The 19,626-nt window shown below is 65.6% G+C and carries 18 protein-coding genes; 11 read left to right on the forward strand and 7 right to left on the reverse strand.

The window, feature by feature from the left end:
- The first annotated feature begins 238 nt into the window (after positions 1-238).
- The 8 genes from rpmI to ACFPAH_RS03215 all read left to right on the forward strand — a co-directional run bounded on the left by rpmI (position 239) and on the right by ACFPAH_RS03215 (position 8,040).
- Positions 239-436 (forward strand): 50S ribosomal protein L35, encoded by a 198-nt coding sequence (rpmI, locus tag ACFPAH_RS03180; RefSeq protein WP_026354218.1) that lies wholly within the window; start codon positions 239-241, stop codon positions 434-436.
- Between the two features lie 20 nt (positions 437-456).
- Positions 457-816: a 50S ribosomal protein L20 gene (gene rplT / locus ACFPAH_RS03185; RefSeq protein ID WP_056334468.1), complete on the forward strand. Its 360-nt coding sequence runs from the start codon at positions 457-459 to the stop codon at positions 814-816.
- 191 nt (positions 817-1,007) lie between these two features.
- Entirely contained in the window at positions 1,008-2,024 is a 1,017-nt protein-coding gene (gene pheS, locus ACFPAH_RS03190) for a phenylalanine--tRNA ligase subunit alpha (RefSeq protein WP_379740509.1), read from the forward strand.
- Positions 2,025-2,081: 57 nt separating this feature from the next.
- The gene (gene pheT, locus ACFPAH_RS03195; protein ID WP_379740512.1) at positions 2,082-4,508 is read left to right on the forward strand and encodes a phenylalanine--tRNA ligase subunit beta; all 2,427 of its coding nucleotides are present in this window, start codon (positions 2,082-2,084) and stop codon (positions 4,506-4,508) included.
- Between the two features lie 145 nt (positions 4,509-4,653).
- Positions 4,654-5,013 carry an integration host factor subunit alpha gene (locus ACFPAH_RS03200; RefSeq protein ID WP_379740515.1) on the forward strand — a complete coding sequence of 120 codons (360 nt, stop codon included), beginning with the start codon at positions 4,654-4,656 and terminating at the stop codon, positions 5,011-5,013.
- A 19-nt stretch (positions 5,014-5,032) separates the two neighbouring features.
- Positions 5,033-5,440, forward strand: coding sequence for a MerR family transcriptional regulator (locus ACFPAH_RS03205; protein WP_379740518.1), 408 nt, complete (start codon positions 5,033-5,035; stop codon positions 5,438-5,440).
- A gap of 225 nt (positions 5,441-5,665) precedes the next feature.
- Positions 5,666-6,298, forward strand: a complete 633-nt coding sequence (locus ACFPAH_RS03210) for a response regulator (RefSeq protein WP_379740521.1) — start codon at positions 5,666-5,668, stop codon at positions 6,296-6,298.
- A 251-nt stretch (positions 6,299-6,549) separates the two neighbouring features.
- Complete coding sequence (locus tag ACFPAH_RS03215; protein WP_379740524.1) at positions 6,550-8,040, forward strand: CHASE3 domain-containing protein; 1,491 nt, start codon at positions 6,550-6,552, stop codon at positions 8,038-8,040.
- Here the strand turns inward: ACFPAH_RS03215 and ACFPAH_RS03220 are convergent.
- Complete coding sequence (locus ACFPAH_RS03220; RefSeq protein ID WP_379740527.1) at positions 8,037-8,846, reverse strand: Crp/Fnr family transcriptional regulator; 810 nt, start codon at positions 8,844-8,846, stop codon at positions 8,037-8,039. The two genes, ACFPAH_RS03215 and ACFPAH_RS03220, sit on opposite strands and share 4 nt — an antisense overlap.
- 286 nt (positions 8,847-9,132) lie before the next feature.
- Here ACFPAH_RS03220 and ACFPAH_RS03225 point away from each other — a divergent pair, with 286 nt between their 5' ends.
- Both ACFPAH_RS03225 and ACFPAH_RS03230 read left to right on the forward strand, forming a co-directional pair.
- Positions 9,133-9,804: a response regulator transcription factor gene (locus tag ACFPAH_RS03225; RefSeq protein ID WP_379740530.1), complete on the forward strand. Its 672-nt coding sequence runs from the start codon at positions 9,133-9,135 to the stop codon at positions 9,802-9,804.
- Positions 9,801-11,174, forward strand: a complete 1,374-nt coding sequence (locus ACFPAH_RS03230; protein WP_379740533.1) for an ATP-binding protein — start codon at positions 9,801-9,803, stop codon at positions 11,172-11,174. Before ACFPAH_RS03225 ends, ACFPAH_RS03230 begins: the two co-directional genes overlap by 4 nt.
- On the opposite strand, the gene ACFPAH_RS03235 is transcribed toward ACFPAH_RS03230, so the two are convergent.
- From ACFPAH_RS03235 to ACFPAH_RS03260, 6 genes are read right to left on the reverse strand one after another with little or no spacing between them, the layout of a single operon-like run.
- On the reverse strand, positions 11,171-14,479 hold the full coding sequence (locus ACFPAH_RS03235) for a pilus assembly protein (protein WP_379740536.1): 3,309 nt from the start codon (positions 14,477-14,479) through the stop codon (positions 11,171-11,173). The two genes, ACFPAH_RS03230 and ACFPAH_RS03235, sit on opposite strands and share 4 nt — an antisense overlap.
- Positions 14,480-14,490: 11 nt before the next feature.
- Positions 14,491-15,069, reverse strand: coding sequence for a hypothetical protein (locus tag ACFPAH_RS03240; protein ID WP_379740539.1), 579 nt, complete (start codon positions 15,067-15,069; stop codon positions 14,491-14,493).
- On the reverse strand, positions 15,066-16,148 hold the full coding sequence (locus ACFPAH_RS03245) for a PilW family protein (RefSeq protein ID WP_379740542.1): 1,083 nt from the start codon (positions 16,146-16,148) through the stop codon (positions 15,066-15,068). The genes ACFPAH_RS03240 and ACFPAH_RS03245 overlap by 4 nt, the downstream gene beginning before the upstream one ends.
- Before the next feature lie 8 nt (positions 16,149-16,156).
- A complete protein-coding gene (gene pilV / locus ACFPAH_RS03250; protein WP_379740545.1) occupies positions 16,157-16,750 on the reverse strand; it encodes a type IV pilus modification protein PilV in 594 nt (197 codons plus the stop codon).
- A gap of 4 nt (positions 16,751-16,754) precedes the next feature.
- Complete coding sequence (locus tag ACFPAH_RS03255; RefSeq protein ID WP_379740548.1) at positions 16,755-17,216, reverse strand: GspH/FimT family pseudopilin; 462 nt, start codon at positions 17,214-17,216, stop codon at positions 16,755-16,757.
- Positions 17,210-17,623: a type IV pilin protein gene (locus tag ACFPAH_RS03260; RefSeq protein WP_379740552.1), complete on the reverse strand. Its 414-nt coding sequence runs from the start codon at positions 17,621-17,623 to the stop codon at positions 17,210-17,212. The genes ACFPAH_RS03255 and ACFPAH_RS03260 overlap by 7 nt, the downstream gene beginning before the upstream one ends.
- 187 nt (positions 17,624-17,810) lie before the next feature.
- On the opposite strand from ACFPAH_RS03260, the gene ACFPAH_RS03265 reads away from it, so the two are divergent.
- Positions 17,811-19,478, forward strand: coding sequence for a peptide chain release factor 3 (locus tag ACFPAH_RS03265; RefSeq protein ID WP_379740555.1), 1,668 nt, complete (start codon positions 17,811-17,813; stop codon positions 19,476-19,478).
- Positions 19,479-19,626 lie beyond the last annotated feature (148 nt).

The following is a 19,626-nucleotide window of genomic DNA, read 5'->3' on the forward strand; positions in this document are numbered from 1 at the left end:
GATAACGCGCTGCAAGAACTCTCCTGTCGGGCCCGTGCTAACAACGGAAGTTGAACGTGTCTATGTTGCTCGCCACGCTGACGAAGTCCTGTGCTACAATCTGCGGTTCCTGTTTTTAGAAGCAGGTTGTAGCAGACTCGAATCTGCTGCAAGACAAGTGAAAGTAGGCATCCAAGAGCAGCGTTGCTGCCACCTGCAATCCTGTCACATATGAGGCTGTCCGCGAGGACAGATGACTATGCCAAAAATGAAAACCAAAAGCAGCGCGAAGAAGCGTTTTCGCGTGCGTCCGGGCGGTACCGTCAAATCGGGTATGGCGTTCAAGCGTCACATCCTGACCAAGAAGACCACCAAGAACAAGCGCCAGCTGCGCGGCACCCGTAACATCAATGCGTCGGACGTGACCAGCGTCTACCGCATGATGCCATCTGCTTAATCTCACACTAAGGAGCGAATATGCCTCGAGTAAAACGTGGGGTTACTGCACGTGCCCGTCATAAGAAAGTTCTTGAGCTTGCTAAAGGCTACCGCGGCCGTCGCAGCAAAGTATTCCGTATTGCCAAGCAAGCAGTCATGCGCGCTGGCCAGTACGCATACCGCGACCGCCGTAACAAGAAGCGCGTCTTCCGCGCACTGTGGATCACCCGTATCAACGCAGCATCGCGTTCGCACGGCATGACCTACAGCGCGTTCATGAACGGCCTGAAAAAAGCCGCGATTGAACTGGACCGTAAGGTCCTGGCCGACATGGCCGTGCACGACAAGCCGGCTTTCGCCGCGATCGTCGCTGCCGTCCAGGCCAAGCTGGCTGCCTAACAGCAGTTTGCTAGTACCTAGCGCCGCGGCAACGCGGCGCACAAAGAGCGGGGCACGGATTTTTTCCTGTGCCCCGTTTTTGATTATGGGCGCTGTGAATTGTTGCGGTAAATTGGCTAACGTGTTGCGTTCCCGCTACAATAACGGATGACCCGTGGCCCCTGCCACCCGATACAGGAAAAGAACAAAGCATGAACTCGCTCGAAGAACTCGTCGTCTCGGCCCAGGCTGACTTTGGCGCAGCCCCGGATGCGGCCGCGCTGGAAAACGCAAAAGCGAAATACCTGGGCAAGACCGGCCAGGTGACCGAACTGATGAAGGGACTCGGCAAGCTCGACCCCGACGCGCGCAAGGCGCAGGGCGCCCTGATCAATGCCGCCAAAGAAAAAATCGAACAGGCATTGACCGGCCGCCGCGAAGCCCTCGCGTATGCCCAGCTGGAAGCGCGCCTGAATGCCGAGGCCATCGACGTCACCCTGCCTGGCCGCGGCCGCTCGCTGGGCGGCATCCACCCGGTGATGCGCAGCTGGGAGCGCGTCGAGCAGATCTTCCGCTCGATCGGTTTCGACGTCGCCGACGGCCCGGAAATCGAAAACGACTGGACCAATTTCACCGCCCTGAACAGCCCGGAAAACCACCCGGCGCGCTCGATGCAGGACACCTTCTACATCGAAGGCCAGGACACGACCGGCAAGCCGCTGCTGCTGCGCACCCACACCAGCCCGATGCAGGTGCGTTACGCGCGCACCCACACGCCGCCGATCAAGGTGATCGCGCCGGGCCGCACCTACCGCGTCGACAGCGATGCCACCCACTCGCCGATGTTCCACCAGGTCGAAGGCCTGTGGATCGGCGAGGACATCAGCTTCGCCGACCTGAAGGGCGTCTACCTGAACTTCGTGAAGGCCTTCTTCGAGACCGAAGACCTGCAGGTGCGCTTCCGCCCGTCCTACTTCCCGTTCACCGAACCGTCGGCCGAGATCGACATCGCCTTCGGCTCCGGTCCGCTCAAGGGCCGCTGGCTGGAAGTGTCGGGCGCCGGCCAGGTGCACCCGACCGTGGTGCGCAACTTCGGGCTGGACCCGGAAAAATTCATCGGCTTCGCGTTCGGCTCCGGCCTCGAGCGCCTGACGATGCTGCGTTATGGAATCAACGACCTGCGTCTCTTCTACGAAGGCGACCTACGATTCCTGAAGCAATTTAATTAATCCGGCTGCCGATTCAGTACGCCCAATAATAAGTCACCTGGTTACAAGGTAAAGATTATGCAATTCTCCGAAAACTGGCTCCGTTCCATGGTCGATCCGAAACTGTCTTCGGATGAGCTGTCCCACCTGCTAACGATGTCCGGCCTCGAGGTCGAGGAAGTCGAACCGGTCGCGCCGCCGTTCTCGAACGTGGTCGTGGCCGAAGTGGTCGAAGTGGCCAAGCACCCGAATGCGGACCGCCTGAACGTGTGCCAGGTCAATGTCGGCACCGGCGAGCTGCTGAATATCGTCTGCGGCGCGCCCAACGTGCGCGTGGGCATGAAAGCGATCTGCGCCAAGGCCGGCGCCGTGCTGCCGCCCGGCAGCGACGGCAAGCCCTTCGAGATCAAGGTCGGAAAACTGCGCGGCGTCGAGTCGCAAGGCATGATGTGTTCGGCGAAAGAGCTGAAAATTTCGGAAGAGAGCAGCGGCCTGATGGAGCTGCCGCCCGATGCCCCGGTCGGCACCAGCATCCGCGACTACCTCGGACTGGACGACCTGAAATTCACGATCAAGCTGACCCCGAACAAGGCCGATTGCCTGTCGGTGCTAGGCGTCGCGCGCGAAGTGTCGGCGCTCACCGGCACCCCGCTGCACCTGCCGACCACGGTGCCGGTGCCGGTCACGTTGGACGAAGTGCTGCCCGTCAAGATTTCGGCGCCGGACCTGTGCGGTCGTTTTACCGGGCGCGTGATCCGCGGCCTGAACGCGAAAGCGGCAACGCCCGACTGGATGAAGCAGCGCCTGGAGCGCTCGGGCCAACGCTCGGTCTCGGCCCTGGTCGACATCTCGAACTACGTCATGCTTGAAGTCGGCCGTCCGTCGCACGTGTTCGACCTGGCAAAGATTCACGGCAGCATTGACGTGCGCTGGGGCAAGAAGGGCGAATCGCTCAAGCTCCTGAACGGCAACACCGTCGAGGTCGACGAGTGGGTCGGCGTGATTGCCGACGACAAGGAAATCGAGTCCCTGGCCGGCATCATGGGCGGCGATTCGACCGCCGTGACCCTGGACACGACCGACATCTACCTGGAAGCGGCCTTCTGGTGGCCCAACGCGATCCAGGGCCGTGCCCGCAAGTACAATTTCTCGACCGACGCGGCCCACCGTTTCGAGCGCGGCGTCGACTACGCCACGACCGTGGAGCACATCGAGCGCATTACCGCCCTGATCGTGCAGATCTGCGGTCTCGAGAGCACCCGTGTCGGCCCGATCGACGACCAGGTCGCCAACCTGCCGCAGCGCCAGCCGGTCGTGATGCGCACGGCGCGCGCCCAGAAAGTGATCGGCGTGCCGCTCACCGACGAGGTCGTGGCCGACATCTTCACCCGCCTGCACCTGCCGTTCACCCATGAGGCAGGGCAGTTCGCCGTGACCGCGCCGTCCTACCGTTTCGACATCGAGATCGAGGAAGACCTGATCGAGGAAGTCGCGCGCGTGTACGGCTTCGAGAACATTCCGGCCAACCCGCCGGTCGCACCGAGCGCGATGCTGATCGAGCCGGAAGCGACCCGCTCGCTGTTCGCGGTGCGCCACCTGCTGGCCGACCTCGGCTACCAGGAAGTGGTTAACATGAGCTTCGTGGAAACGGCCTGGGAAAAGGATTTCGCCGGCAACGAGCAGCCGATCAAGCTGCAGAACCCGATCGCCAGCCAGATGAGCGTGATGCGCTCCTCGCTGATCGGCGGCCTGCTGGCCAACGTGCGCTACAACATGAACCGCAAGGCGGGGCGCGTGCGCGTGTTCGAAGTGGGCGCCGTGTTCCACCGTAACGACACCACGGCCGACGGCCCGCTGTCGGTGGCGGGCTTCGACCAGCCCAAGCGCGTCGGCGCCATGGCCTACGGCCCGGCCTTCGACGAGCAGTGGGGCCAGGGCGCGCGCGCGGTCGACTACTTCGACCTGAAAGCCGATCTGGAAGCGCTGTTTTCGCCACGTGTGGTACGCTTCGTCAAGGCAGAGCACCCGGCGCTGCACCCGGGCCGCTGTGCCAATGTCGAGCTCGACGGCCGCGTCGTCGGCTTCATCGGCGAACTGCATCCGCGCTGGCTGCAGAAGTACGACCTGCCGCAGGCCCCGGTACTGTTCGAGGTCGATGCCGCCGCGCTGCAAGAACGCGTGGTCCCGCGCTACGTCGAGATTTCGAAGTTCCCGGGCGCCACGCGCGACCTCGCCCTGGTGGTGAAGGCGGACGTTCCGGCCCAGGCCGTGATCGATTCGTTCCAGGCGGCCGTAGCCGCTCACCCCTTGGGTAAGATCGTGCAAGCCATTGTTTTATTTGATGAATACCGCGGCAAGGGCCTGGAGGCGGACGAAAAATCGCTTGCTTTCCGCTTTGGCTTGCAAGATACTCAATCGACCTTGCAGGACGATGCCGTGGAGGCCGTGATGGCTGCCGTGGCCGAGGCCGCAAGAGAAAAACACAGCGCAAAAATGCGCGGATAAGAGCGCCTGGCCTCGTGCCGGGGCTCCAGGTTAGCAAACGTCCAAATTGTGTCCATCTGAATGAAGGCAGGGCTTCAAAATTAATAACAACGACGTTGATTCGGCCGTATTCCAGGAGGCTCTGGCGGCCGACCTGCATCGCGCGATGCAGGTGGCACGGGTCCGCAAGGAAGCCGAGCGGGACCTGCCGACCCTTACCAAGGCCGAGTTGGCCGAGTTGCTCTTCGAGCAGGTCGGCCTGAACAAGCGCGAAGCCAAGGACATGGTCGAAACTTTCTTCGACGAAATCCGCAACGCGCTCGAGCGCGGCGAGGCCGTCAAGCTGTCGGGATTCGGCAACTTCCAGTTGCGCGACAAACCGCAGCGGCCGGGCCGCAATCCGAAAACCGGGGAAGAGATCCCGATCACGGCGCGCCGCGTCGTGACTTTCCACGCCAGCCAGAAGCTGAAGGGCATGGTCGAAGAAACCAGCCCGCCGCCGTCTTCGCTGGCGCGCGCCGCCTGAGCGCCAAGATAAGTGAGCCATGAACGACCGCCCCAACAAGACTGAATTGACCGCGCTGCCGCCGATCCCGGCCAAGCGCTACTTCACGATCGGCGAAGTCAGCGATTTGTGTGGCGTCAAGCCGCACGTGCTGCGCTACTGGGAGCAGGAATTTACTCAGCTCAAGCCTGTCAAACGCCGTGGCAATCGCCGCTATTACCAGCACCACGAGGTGCTCCTGATCCGGCGCATCCGCGAACTGCTCTACGAACAGGGCTTCACGATCAGCGGGGCCCGTAACCGGCTCGACAATCGTGCCAGCGCCCTGGCCGGCGGCATCGAGCCGGTCCAGGTCGAGGAGGCGCCGACGGTCGACGTGGTCAAGCTGCGCGAAGAACTGCTGGACATCGTTGCGCTGCTAAAACAAGGCGTGCAACAGCCGGCCTGAAGAGCATGATCCGCCGGCCCGGACGCAAGCGGGCAGGGCAACAAGGCCTGCCGGCGTTGCGCCGCAGCGGTTTCGTTACGGTTCAGTTAGCCCAGCATTCGTGCGCCTGTTGTAGATGGGCGTCGGAGTGCTAAAATGTTACATGCGGTTTAAGTAGATCAACGCATGACAGCCGGGCAAATGTTACCGGCTCTTTCCTGTGCCAGGAAAATTTAAGGGAAGACAATGATACGCGTTGCCATTTGTGACGATCACCAGATAGTTCGAGCAGGCTTCAAACAGATTTTCTCGTCGTCCGGCGACTTCGAGGTCGTGGCCGAAGGGGCCACCGGCCGCGAAGCGCTCGATATTGCGCGGCGCGAAATCTGCGACGTCCTGCTGCTCGACATCGCCATGCCCGACCAGAGCGGGATCGACATTTTGCGTACCATCCGCCAGGGCCAGCCGAACCTGCCGGTGCTGATCCTCTCCGGCTATCCGGCGCAACAGTACGCACTGAATTTGTTCAAGATGGGCGCCAACGGCTACCTGAACAAGGAGTGCGATGCCGACGAGCTCAAGACAGCCGTGCGCACGGTGTTCCAGGGCCGCCGCTACGTCAGCTCGACCGTCGGCGAATTGCTGGCGCAGAGCTTCGACCGCGACCCGAACACGGCGCTGCACACCGAGTTGTCGGACCGCGAGTTCCAGGTGTTCCTGCGCCTCGCCAAGGGTGCCACCGTCTCCGATATCGGCACCGCGCTGTCGCTGTCGATCAAGACCGTGTCCACCTACCGTACCCGCATCATGGAAAAGATGGGCTTGCAGTCGAACAGCGACCTGACTTACTACGCCATGAAGAACAACCTGCTCGACTAGCAGGCTTGCGGACGCCGCCCGGCGTCCGCCCTGGCCGGCGATTCGAGCCGGCACCGCGGCCGCCCGGCCGCGTGCACGTCAACGCAAGGCGCCCGGCCCGGCCTCCGCTCCCGCCGTCGGCCGCGCGGAAGCGGCACCGCTTTCCTCCTGTAACACCCCCGTCACCGTACATGCCGCTGTGCAGCATTTCCGTACGGACAGGTCTATAATCTGGGGCTTGTCCGGTAAGTTGCGCGAAAGGAATCCGACACATGTATTTCACCAGCGATCCCGTTCCTTCCCGGAGCCGCAGCCTGCCCTGGTACCAAACCCTGATCTGCGCCGTCTGCGTGCTGATCCTGCTGGCCAACGGCTTCAGCCTGCTGCGCAACCTCGACGGCCTGAAGGCCGCCAACAGCCTGCAGGACCAGACCGCCCGCGTCACCGACGAGCTGCAGCACCTGAACCTGCTCGTGACCGACGCCGAAAGCAATATGCGCGGCTATTTCCTGTCCGATAACCCGACCTACCTGGGCGCGGTGCAGGGCGCCCCGGTCCAGATCGAGAACCAGCTGCGCACCTTGAAGGAGCTGCTGGCCGACAATCCGTCACAGCAAAAGAACCTGGCGCAACTGCGCACGCTCGTCATGCGCCAGCTCGACATGATGAACCAGGCCCTCGCGATCTACCGCGACGGTGGCCTGAAGGAAATCCTGACCATTACCGGTGCGCCCAATGATGGCGACAGCGACGAGATCCGGCTGCAGGTCGTGATCATGCTGAGCGAGCAGAACGAACTGCTGAACGCCTACAGCGATACCTTTTATAAGCAATACCGCCACGCCGTGCTGCTCGGCCTGGGCATCAATGCCGCCGCGATTATCGTGCTGCTGCTGTTCTACCGGCTGATCCAGCGTAGTTTTGCCGCGCGTGCGCAGGCCGAGCACGCCCTGCAGGCCGTCAACGAAGAACTCGAATCGACGGTGGCCAAGCGTACCGAGCAGCTATCCGTGCTGTCGCGCCACCTGATCCATGTCTCGGAAGAGGAAAAGTCGCGCCTGGCGCGCGAATTGCACGACGAAATGGGCGCCAACCTGACCGCGATCGGCATGGACTTGAACAGCGTGGCCGAACAATTGCGCAGCAGCCGCCCGGAACTGGCGGCAATGCTGGCGCGGGCGCGCGCCACCCTGGTCGACACGGTGCAGCTCAAGCGCCGCATCGTCGAAGACTTGCGTCCCAGCCTGCTCGACAACCTGGGCCTGTCGGCCGCGCTGCAGAGCTATTGCAGCGACTATGCCCGCGTCACCGGCCTCGACTGTGACGTGCTGGTCGAGGGCGAGATCGACGACGCCGGCCCCATGCATGCGATTGCGCTGTTCCGGATCGTGCAGGAGTCCTTGAACAACATCGCCAAGTACGCCGGGGCGCGCAACGTGATCGTGCACCTGGAGCGGGAGGGTGAGACGATCGCACTGGAGGTGAGCGACGACGGCGTCGGCATCGCCCCGGACGCGTTCACGCGGGCCAAGTCGCACGGCCTGCTGGGGATGCGCGAGCGGGCCCTGTTGCTGGGCGGGAAGCTCGAGGTGGGCCGCGGGGTCAACGATATCGGCACCTGCGTACGGGCGCGCATCCCGCTGGCCGAGGCCGGTGGCACCGGGGAAGCAGGCGCGGCTTGCCAGGAAAAGGAAATCCCGCCGCGGGCAGGGCCGGCGGCGGGATTCGATGATCAGGACAGCAACGTCAGGCAGCTGGCTTAGCGCGCCACATCCATCAACAGGCGGTCGTATTCGGTCTTGGCGACCTTGTAGCATTCGCCTGCATATTCTTCGAGGCCGGCGCGGTCGAGCACCGTGATGTTGCCGCGGCGGTACTGGATCAGGCCTTCGTCCTGCAGCTTGCCGGCGGCGGCGGTGATGCTTTCGCGGCGTACGCCCAGCATGATCGAGATCAGTTCCTGGGTCACTTTCAGCTCGTTGCCTGGCGAACGGTCCAGGCGGTCGAGCAGCCAGCGGCACAGCTTCTGTTCGATCGAGCTGTGGCGGCCGCCGACGGCGTTCTGTGCCATCTGGGCGAACAGGGCGTTGGTGTAGCGCATCAGCAGCTGGGGCAGGGCGCCGCCTTTCATGAAGGCGTCGCGCAGGTATTGGGTCTTCAGGCGGTAGCCGTAGCCGGCGCTCTGGACGACGGCGCTGCACATGGCACGCTCACCCATGAACAGCGACACGCCGACGACACCTTCGTGGCCGACGACGGCGATCTCGGTGGTAGCACCGTCTTCCATCACATACAGCAGCGACACGATTGCCGTCGTTGGAAAATACACGTATTCCAATTTGCTGCCATACTCAAACAGTTCCTTGCCAAATGGCATTGGGACCAGTTCCAGGTGCTCGAACAGGGTTTCCAGGTCCTGGCGCGGGAGGGCGGCCAGCAATTCGTTCTGCTGGGTGCCGCTGACACTGACAACTGGACGGGACGCAGGCTTGATGTCCTCTTTGCTTGCAGGAATCCGGGAAACCGATTGCGTTTTTTGCGTGACACCACCGAGTTGAGCGTTGTTCATTTTCTGTCCTCTTATCTTCACTTATTGCATCAAGGGCGACTTACCGAGACTGCTGACACTGCCTCATCGCGATGTGTGTACATTAAAGCTATAGTCCGTTGGCGAACATAAGACTTGGGGTTGCCCCCGTGTAGGCTGTATGCATGGTGTCTTGTCAGTCCAGTCCTACTGGGAGAGATGCGCTAAAACAGGCATTTTGTGTAGCCAGCGCAAGGTTTTGGCGCATAATGGCGGCCTGAGCTGCCCTGCCTTTGCTCCAAACCATCCCTGAATTCTCCTTGCGCGCATGTTTGTCCTACTTGTCGAAGACGATGCCGTCCTTGCTGACGGCCTGATCCGTAGCTTGCAGGGCCATGGCATGCAGGTCGAGCTGGCCCGCGACGGGCTCCAGGCCGACCTGCTGCTCCAGCGTAATCCCCCACTTGTCGCCGTGCTCGACATCGGCCTGCCCGGCATCGATGGCTTCGAAGTCGTGCGCCGCCTGCGCGCCCGCGGCGACACCACGCCGGTGCTGCTGCTGACTGCCCGCGACGCCGTCGAAGACCGGGTGCGCGGCCTCGAGACAGGGGCCGACGACTACCTCGTGAAACCCTTTGCAACGCCCGAGCTGGTCGCGCGCATCCGCGCGCTGGCGCGCCGCAACGCGCCCAAGAGCGCCGTGCTGGCCCTGGGCAACCTGATACTCGATTCCGGCGCGCGCCGCGCGCGCATCCACGACCGTGCCCTCGAACTATCGGCGCGCGAATGGGCCGTGCTCGAATACCTGCTGCAGCAGGCGGGCAGGGTCGTATCGAAACAGCAGATCATCGACACCATCGCCCCCTGGGGCGAAGACCTGACCCTGAACGCGGTCGAAGTCTATGTATCGCGCCTGCGCCTCAAGCTCGACGGCGCCGGCCTGTCGCTGCGCACCATCCGCGGTTTCGGCTACCTGCTGGAAGCCGCAGCGGCACCGTGAACGGCGGGATGATCGGCGGCATCGGCGGCGGCACCGGCAGCATCCGGCTGCGCCTGCTCAAGTGGCTGGTCGGCCCTATCCTGCTGGTCAACCTGGGCGCCGCGGCGCTGACTTACCTGCTGGCCTGGACGCCGGCCCAGCTCGCTTTTGACGAGGGCCTGCGCACGGCCGCGGCCGGACTGGCGGAGCGGGTGCGGGCCGGGGGGCCGGCCGCGCTGGCCGGCGCCGCGCGTGCGGACGATGCGGACGGTGCGGACGACCATCTTGGTGAAGCGACCTGGACCGCCCTGCATGGGGCCGACGGGCGCCTGCTGGCCGGCGCCGCCGCGCTGCCGGCCTATCGAAGGGCCGGCATGCACGACGCCACCCTGGACGGCGAGCCGGTGCGGGTGGCGGTCGACGAGCTCGCCGGCGCGGACGGCCTGCAGCGCGTCAGCGTGGCACGTACTGTGCGCGCGCGCCAGCAGGTGCGCGCCGCCATCGTGCGCTCGCTGGTGCTGCTCGAGGTCGTGTTCAGCCTGGCGCTGGTCGGGCTCGTCTGGTTCTCGGTCGGCAACGGCCTGGCGCCGCTGGCCCGCCTGCGCGCCCGCCTCGACGCCCGCGGCAGCGCCGACCTGGCGCCGCTCGACGATGCCGGCATGCCGCGCGAACTGGCGCCGGTGGTCGATGCCTTCAATAACCTGCTGGGACGGATCGCCGCCGGCGCCCGCGCCCAGGACGAGTTCCGCGCCAATGTGGCGCACCAGCTGCGCACGCCGCTGGCCGGCCTGCGCCTGCAGCTCGAATGGCTGGCCGCGCGCCATGCCGCCGACCCCGAGACGCGCCGTTCGGTCGAGCTGATGCTGGGCGCGAACGAGCGCCTGATCCGGCAGACGAACCAGCTGCTCTCGCTCGAGCGTGCCGAGCCGAACCGATTCGACCGCCTGCGCCTGGCGCCGCTCGACCTGGCGGCGCTGGTGGCCGACGCCATCCAGTCCTTTGTCGAGCAGGCCGCCAGCCGCGACATCGACCTCGGCTTCGAGCTGGAAGCGGCGCCGGTGCAAGGCGACCGCTTCCTGCTGCGCGACCTGGTCGACAACCTGGTCGACAACGCCTTGCGCTACACGCCGCGTGGCGGCCGGGTGACGGTCAGCTGCGGCAGGGATGGGGAGGAGACGCTGCTGCGGGTGGAGGACAACGGACCGGGCATCCCGGCGGCCATGCGCGAGCAGGTGTTCGAGCGGTTCGTGCGCCTGGACGAAGGCGGCAGCACGCTCGGCAGCGGGCTTGGCCTGGCGATCGTGCGCGACATCGCCGACCTGCACGGCGCCGCGGTGAAGCTGGGCACGGCGCCCGGGGGCGGCGCCGTGTTCACGGTCGCTTTCCCCTAGCGCGCTTCCGACGTATAGGAATAGGTGCGCTTGCGCTTGGAGCTGATGGCCGGGCGGATGCGCTGCGGCGCGATCGCGACGCTGGCGCCGGCAGCGCCGTCCGAACCCTTCTGTACCGCGCCGATCACGACCGTGGTCGCCTTGCCGTCGACCAGCACGCCGCTGGCCAGCACCGGCGAGGGCGGCAGGCCGCCGCCGACGAAGGTCGAGGAACGGATGCCGCCGCAGGCGCCGGGGGTATTGATGGCGCCGGCCGCGTTGAGCAGGTTGACCCAGTAGCCGCGTGCTTCGCCCAGGGTGGTCGAGCAGGTGCCGGCCTTGGGTTCGATCGGGCGGTTGGTGCTGAAGGTCACCATGCCGCCGGCGATCAGGGCCGAGGTCACCACCTGTTCTCCCTTGCCGTACTGGTTCAGGTTCATGAACCAGCCCTTGAGGTCGTTGGACGGCAGCACGCGCGGCGTGTCGCAGGAATTCTGGCTGGTGTAATCGGCCAGCGCGTCGAGGTCCTGGGCGGGCGCGGAGACTGCCGCCAGGTCGTCCTTGTAGACATAGAAGCGGTTCACCACGTTCGCGTACGGATAGTGGCTGTACAGCGGATGCTCGCGGTCGCCGCTGCCCAGCGCCACGAAGACCTTGCCTTGCGACGCGAGCAGGGCCGGGGCGAACAGGAACTTGCGCCCGCCGCCCGCGGTGCGCGCCACCTTGCGGCTGGTCCAGTCCTTGCTCGCCAGCGCGTTGCGGGTCGAGGGACCATCCGTGAAGTCGATGCGGTACAGGTTGCCGCCGGTGTCGGCTGCATAGGCGTAGTCGGGCAAGGCGTCGTTGTCGATGTCGACCATGGCGATGTCGGCCGCGACCGAGCGCTCGGTGGCGAACGAGCGGATGACGGCGCCGGTGTCGGCGTCGAGGACGTAGACGATGCCGCCCTTGGTGGCGCCGCAGTTCGGGCTCGCGCGATCCTCGTCCTCGCAGCGGTCGTAGCCGCCGCCGACCACGACCACCGGCCTGGTGGCCGAATAGCCCTTGATGAAGGCGACGGCCGGGGTCGACCAGGTCTGGCCGATGCCGCTCATGCCTTCGGTGCAGCCGGTGTCGTTGCCGAGGTTGGGACAGCCGGCTTTCCACTTGAAGACCGGTTCTCCCGGCCTGGTGACGTCGAGCGCATAGATCATTCGCCCGCCGCGGCGCATGGTCGGGTAGATCCAGACCTTGCTGCTCGTGGCGTCCTGGTACAGGCCGGTCGAGCCGTCGAAGAAGTAGTCCTTGGGCGTCGGTGCCGGACCCTCCGGGGTCGCCATGTCGGGGTAGGCCACCAGCGGCGAATTGCTCTTCAGGCGCGACAGGCGCGGCAGGAATTCCGGCGCCACGAAAGCCCAGCGCTCGACCCCGGTATCGGCGTTCAGCGCGCGGAAGGTGCCGTCGTTGGCGCCGTAGAAGACCGTGACGCCGCTCGTGCCGTAGTTCACCGGCAGCGGACGCGAATGGATGACGTCGCCGTGGATCGAGGGGCGGGTGCCGCTGCCGATCGCCTTTTCTCCGTTGACGTCTTCGCCGCGCACGAACTTGACGAGCGCAGAGTCCAGGTAGGCGCTGGCCCAGGAGAAGGGCACCAGCGCGCCGCTGCTTTGCGTGTACATGGTGCGGTTGACCGCATTCCCCGTGCCGCCTGCGACGTTACCCTGGCGCAGCACCTGGGCGGCGCCGCCTTTTTCCACGAACGGGCCGTCCGGCGCGTCGGAATACTTGTTGGGGCCGGCGATGTCGCAGTTGCCGGCCGGGTCGGGCGTCAGGCCCATGCCGGCCCAGTAGCCGCTCTTGCCGTCGCTGCTGGTGCTGTCGCTCGTCCAGTAGCTTTGCGCGCAAGGGGTGACGAAACCGGTTTGTGGATTGACGGCGCGCTTGCCGGCCACGTCGCCCAGGTCGAGCCCGGTAGGGGTATCGATCAGCTGGTAGCGCTTGAGGTTGCCGAACCAGCGCGGTTTGGCATCCTGGTCGGGGCGGAACATGCCGATGAACACCTGGTTTTCGTTCTGCGAGCGGTTGGTCGCGTTGACCGGCAGGCTGGTCGAGGCGAAGCTGCTGTTCACGGCCTGGATCTCGATCAGGATGTCCTTGAGCGCGGCGACGATCGATTCTTCGTTCTTGGCCGCGTAATACTTGCCGCCGCCGGCCTTGGCCATGCCCAGCAACAGCGAGGTGTGCTCCGCGTTCGGCTGGGCGTTGTAGACGTCGATGGTATAGGTCGACACCGAGGGCCGGACCGTGGTGCCGGGCACCGGGATGCCGCGGGTGTGCAGCAGGGCCGCCCATTCGTCGGCGTTGCGCGGGCCGGTGTCGGCGCTGGTGGAACCGGTCAGGGTGGTGCTGATGATGGTGTCGGTGGCCACCACGTTGTAGCGGCTCTTGCCGGCGGTGCAGACGCCCGCCTCGCTGGCCGCGATCGTGCCGATCTTGCAGCCGTCCGTGTAGTCCTCGCAGGTGCCGGCGAACGAGGGCAGCTCGACCGCCGCGCTGGCCGGGTCCTTGTAGCATTGCGCCGTGACGTCGATGGTGGTATCGGTGCTGACCATCTTGGTGGCAAAGTTGGGCAGGCCGAACTGGGGCATGGCGCTGCCGTTGAGCTCCGTGAGCTTGGCCGTGTTGGCCGCGCTGTCGGCGCTCGGGCCGCTGGAATTCGGGTTGCCGATGAAGATGACGTAGTTCTTGCCGCAGATGTTGTCCGCCGACAGGGGCGAGGCGAACCGCGAGTAGGCGCTCGTGTAGCCCTTGACGTCGGCCTTGCTCGCCAGCGTGGCCGCGGGCGAATACGAATTGGCGCCCGCGAAATAGTTGTACACGTCGTACATCAGGTTGCCGTAGGGCGTGTTCGCGTTGCGTTTCTCGTCCGGGCTGTTGATGCCCCCATGGATCGTGGTCAACTGGGCCGAAATCGCGGCGCGCTCGTCCGTCCCCATCGGCTGCACCGCGTAGCGGATGAAGCCGCCATTGTCGTTGGCGGTGCCGCCGGTGACGAATTCCATCAGGCCCAGGCTCACGCTGCCGTCGAGTTCGGCCACGACGCGCTTGATGGCGTTGACTTCGGACTGGCCCTGGGCGGTCTTGTTGGCCCACTTCTGGCTCTGGCGCGACCAGTTCGAGGTGTTGTCGAGCACGATCAGGACGCGCGGATTGATCTTGGTGCCGGCCGAGGCGCCCGTGAAGATGTCGATGTCGTCGGCGCCGGCCAGCGGCGCGACGGCGGCCAGGGCGCAGGCGAGCGCGAGTGCGCGTGGATGGATGGCGGTGCGGCGTGCGCTGCGGTTCATGGTCTGGTCTTTCACGTGGTAGGGCAATTATTGGTCACGTCGTCGCGCGCGACGCGCACCGCGACACCCTGGGTGACCTCGACTTCGGCCTCGGTCTCGACGTCGGTGGCGACGGCGGTGATTTCCCACACGCTGTCGGCGCAGGCCGAGTTGCCGTCCACCGCGCCGGCCACGCCGAAGCTCTGGTTGCTGCCCATGCTGCAGGTGGCGTCCTCGGTATTGGCCATGTTGAGGGAACTGTTGCGGATCAAGGGGGCCACCACGCACTTCGGCTTGTTTTCGATCGCCACCTTGACGTCGGTCTTGCCGTCGCCGTTGCTGTCGACGCAGCGCCGGTTCGGTTCGCCGTTGCAGGGATTGGCCAGGATGTGGCTGGGCGTGACGAAGAAGCGGGTATTGCTGATGGTTTCCTCGATCACCTCGCGCGCGGCGGCGGCGGCCTCGTCGCGCTGCTGCATGTTGGAGACGATCTGCAGGTTCGATTTGCCGAGGTTGAAGCTGGTCAGGGCGACCAGGGTCAGCAGCACCAGCATGATCAGGGCGGTGATCAGGGTCATGCCGGTTTCGCGGCGCTGCGCAGTCATGCTCATGGCATCCTCCTTCCGGCCGGGTTGGGCAGCGCCACGAGCGACTGGAAAACGTGGCGCTTGTAGGCGTCGCGGGCCGCGCCGATCTCGTTGCTGCCGCCGTCGGCGTTCAGGCCGAGCACATAGGTCTTGCGGTCGACGTGGCCCGTGGTCGGCGCGGCGTTGCGGGCCAGGACGTGGACCTTGACCGCCACCGCGCTGCGCCAGTTGGCGACTGCGCAGGCGGCCGCCGCGCAGCCGGCGGCCGTGGCCGGGTTGGCCGTGGTCAGGTCGGCCACGCCGTCGCCGAAGGTGGCGGGCGCCAGGTCGAGGCCATATTCGAATTGCAGGTTGTCGATGCCCTCGGCCAGCGGCACGATGTTCCAGTCGATGGTCGTGCCGTCGCTGACCAGTTCGGCGCGCTTGAGCGTCGGGATGCGGTCGCCGTCCACGTTGTTGTTGGCGACAAAATAGATATGGGTGCGGTAGCGCCGGATCGCGGCCGGCGTGCCGCTGTTCGCTACCGCGGTGCAGTCGCGCCCGTGACGGGTCAGGCCGCCCGTGCCGAGCGCGAGCGAGTAGAAGTCGGTGACGTTGGGCGAATTGAGCTCGCTCGCGTTGTTGCACAAGGAAGCCTGGAAGAAGGGGCCGCCACTGGCAGTGCCTTCGCAGCCGCTGCTGCCGGCGACGCAGGTGGAGGTGCGCCGCACCACCAGCACGTCGGTGCCGGCACGCACATCGGACAGGCAGCTCAGGCCGGCAGCGTTGCCGTCCACGCCCTGGACCGCAAGCGCCAGGCCGGCCCTGAGCTCGTCGAGGGTGCCGGCGCAGGCCGGCGGCAGCGCGGCCGGCGCCGGCAGCACGGTCGGGTTGAATTCGCCGAGGTAGCCGGCGTTGCGCAGGTCGCCCGCCAGCAGGTCGATCGCATACCGGCCGTTCTCGACCTGGCGATGGGCCTTTTCGATCTCGGCCTGGGCGCGGGTGTTCTTGACGAACATGGCCGACAGGCCGGCCAGCAGGGCCAGCCCGATCGCCACCGCGATCAGCAGTTCGACCAGCGAAAAGCCGCGCGCGGCGCGCGGCGGGACAGGGTGTCGGGTCATGTGCTTCCTCAGATGCATGCGGGCAGGCCGACCGCGACCCGGGCCGAGATGGTGCGGCGGTTGGTGTCGGCCCCGTACAGGTCCTTGCCGCAGGCGTGCGACGGGGCGAGCGTGGCGTGCATGCCCTGCCAGGAGACGCTCACCAGGTAGATGGCGGGGGTGCAGACCCCGGCGGCGGTGTTCTCGGCCTGGACTTGGGTAATGCAGCCGCGCGCGCCCTGCATGGCGCCGCCGAGCACGCCGTCGCGCTGCTCGGCCGCGCCCTTCAGGGCCGCGTTCCACTCGCATTTGTCGCGCGCGCTGCCGGCCGCCTGCGCGCTGCAGTCGATGCCCATGGTGTTGCCGGTGCCGAGCGGCGTGTCGGTCACGTAGCTGGCCGCCTGCGGGGTATTGCCGCTCAGGCGGGCCTGCATGTCCTGCAGCAGCACGGCGGCCTGGGCGCGCTGGTAGGACTCGATGGAGCCGACCTGGGCCTTGGTCTGGAAGGCGGCCAGCCCGAGCAGGCCGAAGGCGAGCACGACCATCGTGACCAGCACTTCGACCAGGCTGACGCCGCGCTGGCGGGCGTGGGCGGGGACATGAGGGGAGGGAAGGAGGCGCATGGCGTCAGCAGGCAGCAGTGCTCTGGTTCGGGCGTCCGGACAGGTCGACCCTGATGCAGCGGCGCTGGCTCTCCCCGACGCTGATGTCGAAGGCCGGGCGGGCCCCGTTCCTGACCCGGCCGTTGGGCAGGAAGACCACGCTGTCCGGACCGGCGACGGTCGCGCCGGCCACGGCCGGATGGTCGTCGAGCTTGCGGGCAAAGTTGCCCGGGTCGCGGATGCTCCAGCCTTGCTGCCACTGGCGCGCGCTGACCGGCACCAGGCTCACCTCGGCATTGCGCTTGATCGCTTCGCTGCGGGCCAGCGACAACGCCGCGTACAGGTCGCTGCCGAGGCTGCGCGCGCGGATCGAGGCGATCATCGACGAGTAGGCCGGCGCGGCGACCGAGGCCAGGACGCCGACGATGGCCACCGCCGTCAGCAGTTCGGGCAGGGTGAAACCGCGGGCGCGGGACGGATTTACCATTTCGCGGCCGGGCTGCGGGTGCCCGCGCTGTTGATCGACAGCGCCCCATCGGCCACCTGCGAGCCGCCGGCAAGCGGCGTGGCGGTGACGGTGAAGGTGGACGGCGGTCCGTCCTGCACGGCGATCGCGATTGCGTATTTGTCCGATACCTTGGCCGGCGGATTGACGCCGAGGGCCCCCACGGTGGTGGCATAGCTGCGCGAGTCCGCCATGTGCTGGCTCTGGGCCTGGGCCACCTCCATCAGGTAGACCTGGGCTGCGGCGCGGCTGTTCTTGACCAGGTAGCTGCCGTAGGCCGGGTAGGCGACCGCGGCCAGGATGCCGACGATGGCGACGGCGACCAGCAGTTCGATCAGGCTGAAGCCGGCGGCGCGCGCGCTGCGGCGACTCGTCAGGGATCGGTTCATGGCATTTCCTCGCGTTGAATAATGTTGCTCAGTATAAACAACTAAGCTGTCATTTCGCTGAAAGTTTCCTGACGGAATCCTGACAAGCCCGTGTGCAAGGGGCGAAATTACGAGAGGACTCACACAAGGGGCGGCGGACCCGGTAAAATCGAGGGTTTTGCAAGGACCCACCGCTTTGGCCGAGACTATGGCAACCGATACCGCAGTACCTACCCCCGATTCGACCGACAGTATTGCGGCGGCTGCGGCCGAGAAGCCGTCCGCCGCGATTGCAGGCGAGGTGGCGCGCCGCCGCACCTTCGGCATCATCTCCCACCCGGACGCCGGCAAGACCACGCTGACCGAGAAGCTGCTGCTGTTCTCGGGCGCGATCCAGCTGGCCGGCACGGTCAAGGGCCGCAAGAGCGGGCGTCACGCGACCTCCGACTGGATGGACATCGAGAAGCAGCGCGGCATTTCGGTCGCCTCCTCGGTGATGCAGTTCGAGTTCCGCGACCACGTGATCAACCTGCTCGACACGCCCGGCCACCAGGACTTCTCGGAAGACACCTACCGCGTGCTGACCGCGGTCGACTCGGCCTTGATGGTGATCGACGCGGCCAAGGGCGTGGAGGCGCAGACGATCAAGCTGCTCGACGTCTGCCGCATGCGCAATACGCCGATCGTCACCTTCATGAACAAGCTCGACCGCGAAACGCGCGACCCGCTCGAGTTGTTGGATGAGCTCGAATCGGTGCTGAAGATCGAATGCGCGCCGGTGACCTGGCCGATCGGCATGGGCAAGAACTTCCGCGGTGTGTACCACCTGCTGAAGGACGAGATCATGCTGTTCAAGGCCGGCGAGGAAAAGGCCGACGGCGCCTTCGAGATCATCAAGGGCATCGACAATCCGAAGCTGGCGACCATGTTCCCGCTCGAGATCGAACAGCTGAAAATGGAAGTGGAACTGGTCCACGGTGCCTCGCATCCGTTCGACCTGGAGCGTTTCCTGGCCGGCATCCAGACCCCGGTCTTCTTCGGTTCGGCGATCAACAACTTCGGTGTGCGCGAGATCCTCTCGGCGCTGGTCGACTGGGCCCCGGCCCCGCGCGAGCGCGACGCCACCGTTCGTGCCGTCAAGCCGGAAGAACCGAAGTTCAGCGGCTTCGTATTCAAGATCCAGGCCAACATGGACCCGGCCCACCGCGACCGCATCGCTTTCTTGCGCGTGTGCTCGGGGCGCTTCGAGAAGGGCATGAAGGTCAAGCACCTGCGCCTCGGACGCGAAGTCAAATTGTCGTCGGTCGTCACCTTCATGGCCTCGACCCGCGAGCAGGTCGAGGAAGCCTACGCGGGCGACATCATCGGCCTGCCGAACCACGGCAACATGCAGATCGGCGACAGCTTCTCGGAAGGCGAGATGCTGACCTTCACCGGCATCCCGTATTTCGCGCCCGACCTGTTCCGCACCGTGCGCATCCGCAACCCGCTGAAGATGAAGCAGCTCCACAAAGGCTTGCAGCAGCTGGGCGAAGAGGGCGCGGTGCAGGTGTTCAAACCGGTGCTCGGTTCGGACCTGATCCTGGGCGCGGTCGGCGTGCTGCAGTTCGAAGTGGTGGCGAGCCGCCTGTTGAACGAATACGGCGTGGACGCCGTATTCGAAGGATCGAGCATCAGCAGCGCGCGCTGGGTATCGTCCAGCGACAAGAAGTCGCTGGCCGATTTCGAGACCCAGCTCGGCCACAACGTCGCCTATGACGCGGCCGGCAACATGGCCTATCTGGCGACATCGGGCGTCAACCTGCGCCTGACCCAGGAGCGCTGGCCGAAGCTGACCTTCCACGCGACCCGCGAACACGCGGCCAAGCTCGACTAAGTTTCACTGAGCGAAGCAGCAGCTTCACAGGAACGGCCGGCGATATGCCGGCCGTTTTTCGTTGCGCCGGCCCTTCCACCCAATGCCCGCAACGCCAATGACCGCGCACCGCCCCGCGTGCGCACGGGGGGCGCACCCTACGGTCGAG

Origin of the sequence: Massilia sp. GCM10023247 (assembly GCF_042653325.1) — a bacterium.
In the GTDB taxonomy this organism is placed as follows: domain Bacteria; phylum Pseudomonadota; class Gammaproteobacteria; order Burkholderiales; family Burkholderiaceae_D; genus Telluria.

Excerpts from the sequence above, each read along its gene's own strand:
- rpmI (WP_026354218.1), top strand. The coding sequence starts at position 239 with ATGCCAAAAATGAAAACCAAAAGCAGCGCGAAGAAGCGTTTTCGCGTG.
- rplT (WP_056334468.1), top strand. The coding sequence starts at position 457 with ATGCCTCGAGTAAAACGTGGGGTTACTGCACGTGCCCGTCATAAGAAA.
- pheS (WP_379740509.1), top strand. The coding sequence starts at position 1,008 with ATGAACTCGCTCGAAGAACTCGTCGTCTCGGCCCAGGCTGACTTTGGC.
- pheT (WP_379740512.1), top strand. The coding sequence starts at position 2,082 with ATGCAATTCTCCGAAAACTGGCTCCGTTCCATGGTCGATCCGAAACTG.
- ACFPAH_RS03200 (WP_379740515.1), top strand. The coding sequence starts at position 4,654 with ATGCAGGTGGCACGGGTCCGCAAGGAAGCCGAGCGGGACCTGCCGACC.
- ACFPAH_RS03205 (WP_379740518.1), top strand. The coding sequence starts at position 5,033 with ATGAACGACCGCCCCAACAAGACTGAATTGACCGCGCTGCCGCCGATC.
- ACFPAH_RS03210 (WP_379740521.1), top strand. The coding sequence starts at position 5,666 with ATGATACGCGTTGCCATTTGTGACGATCACCAGATAGTTCGAGCAGGC.
- ACFPAH_RS03215 (WP_379740524.1), top strand. The coding sequence starts at position 6,550 with ATGTATTTCACCAGCGATCCCGTTCCTTCCCGGAGCCGCAGCCTGCCC.
- ACFPAH_RS03220 (WP_379740527.1), bottom strand. The coding sequence starts at position 8,846 with ATGAACAACGCTCAACTCGGTGGTGTCACGCAAAAAACGCAATCGGTT.
- ACFPAH_RS03225 (WP_379740530.1), top strand. The coding sequence starts at position 9,133 with ATGTTTGTCCTACTTGTCGAAGACGATGCCGTCCTTGCTGACGGCCTG.
- ACFPAH_RS03235 (WP_379740536.1), bottom strand. The coding sequence starts at position 14,479 with ATGAACCGCAGCGCACGCCGCACCGCCATCCATCCACGCGCACTCGCG.
- ACFPAH_RS03240 (WP_379740539.1), bottom strand. The coding sequence starts at position 15,069 with ATGAGCATGACTGCGCAGCGCCGCGAAACCGGCATGACCCTGATCACC.
- ACFPAH_RS03245 (WP_379740542.1), bottom strand. The coding sequence starts at position 16,148 with ATGACCCGACACCCTGTCCCGCCGCGCGCCGCGCGCGGCTTTTCGCTG.
- pilV (WP_379740545.1), bottom strand. The coding sequence starts at position 16,750 with ATGCGCCTCCTTCCCTCCCCTCATGTCCCCGCCCACGCCCGCCAGCGC.
- ACFPAH_RS03255 (WP_379740548.1), bottom strand. The coding sequence starts at position 17,216 with ATGGTAAATCCGTCCCGCGCCCGCGGTTTCACCCTGCCCGAACTGCTG.
- ACFPAH_RS03260 (WP_379740552.1), bottom strand. The coding sequence starts at position 17,623 with ATGAACCGATCCCTGACGAGTCGCCGCAGCGCGCGCGCCGCCGGCTTC.
- ACFPAH_RS03265 (WP_379740555.1), top strand. The coding sequence starts at position 17,811 with ATGGCAACCGATACCGCAGTACCTACCCCCGATTCGACCGACAGTATT.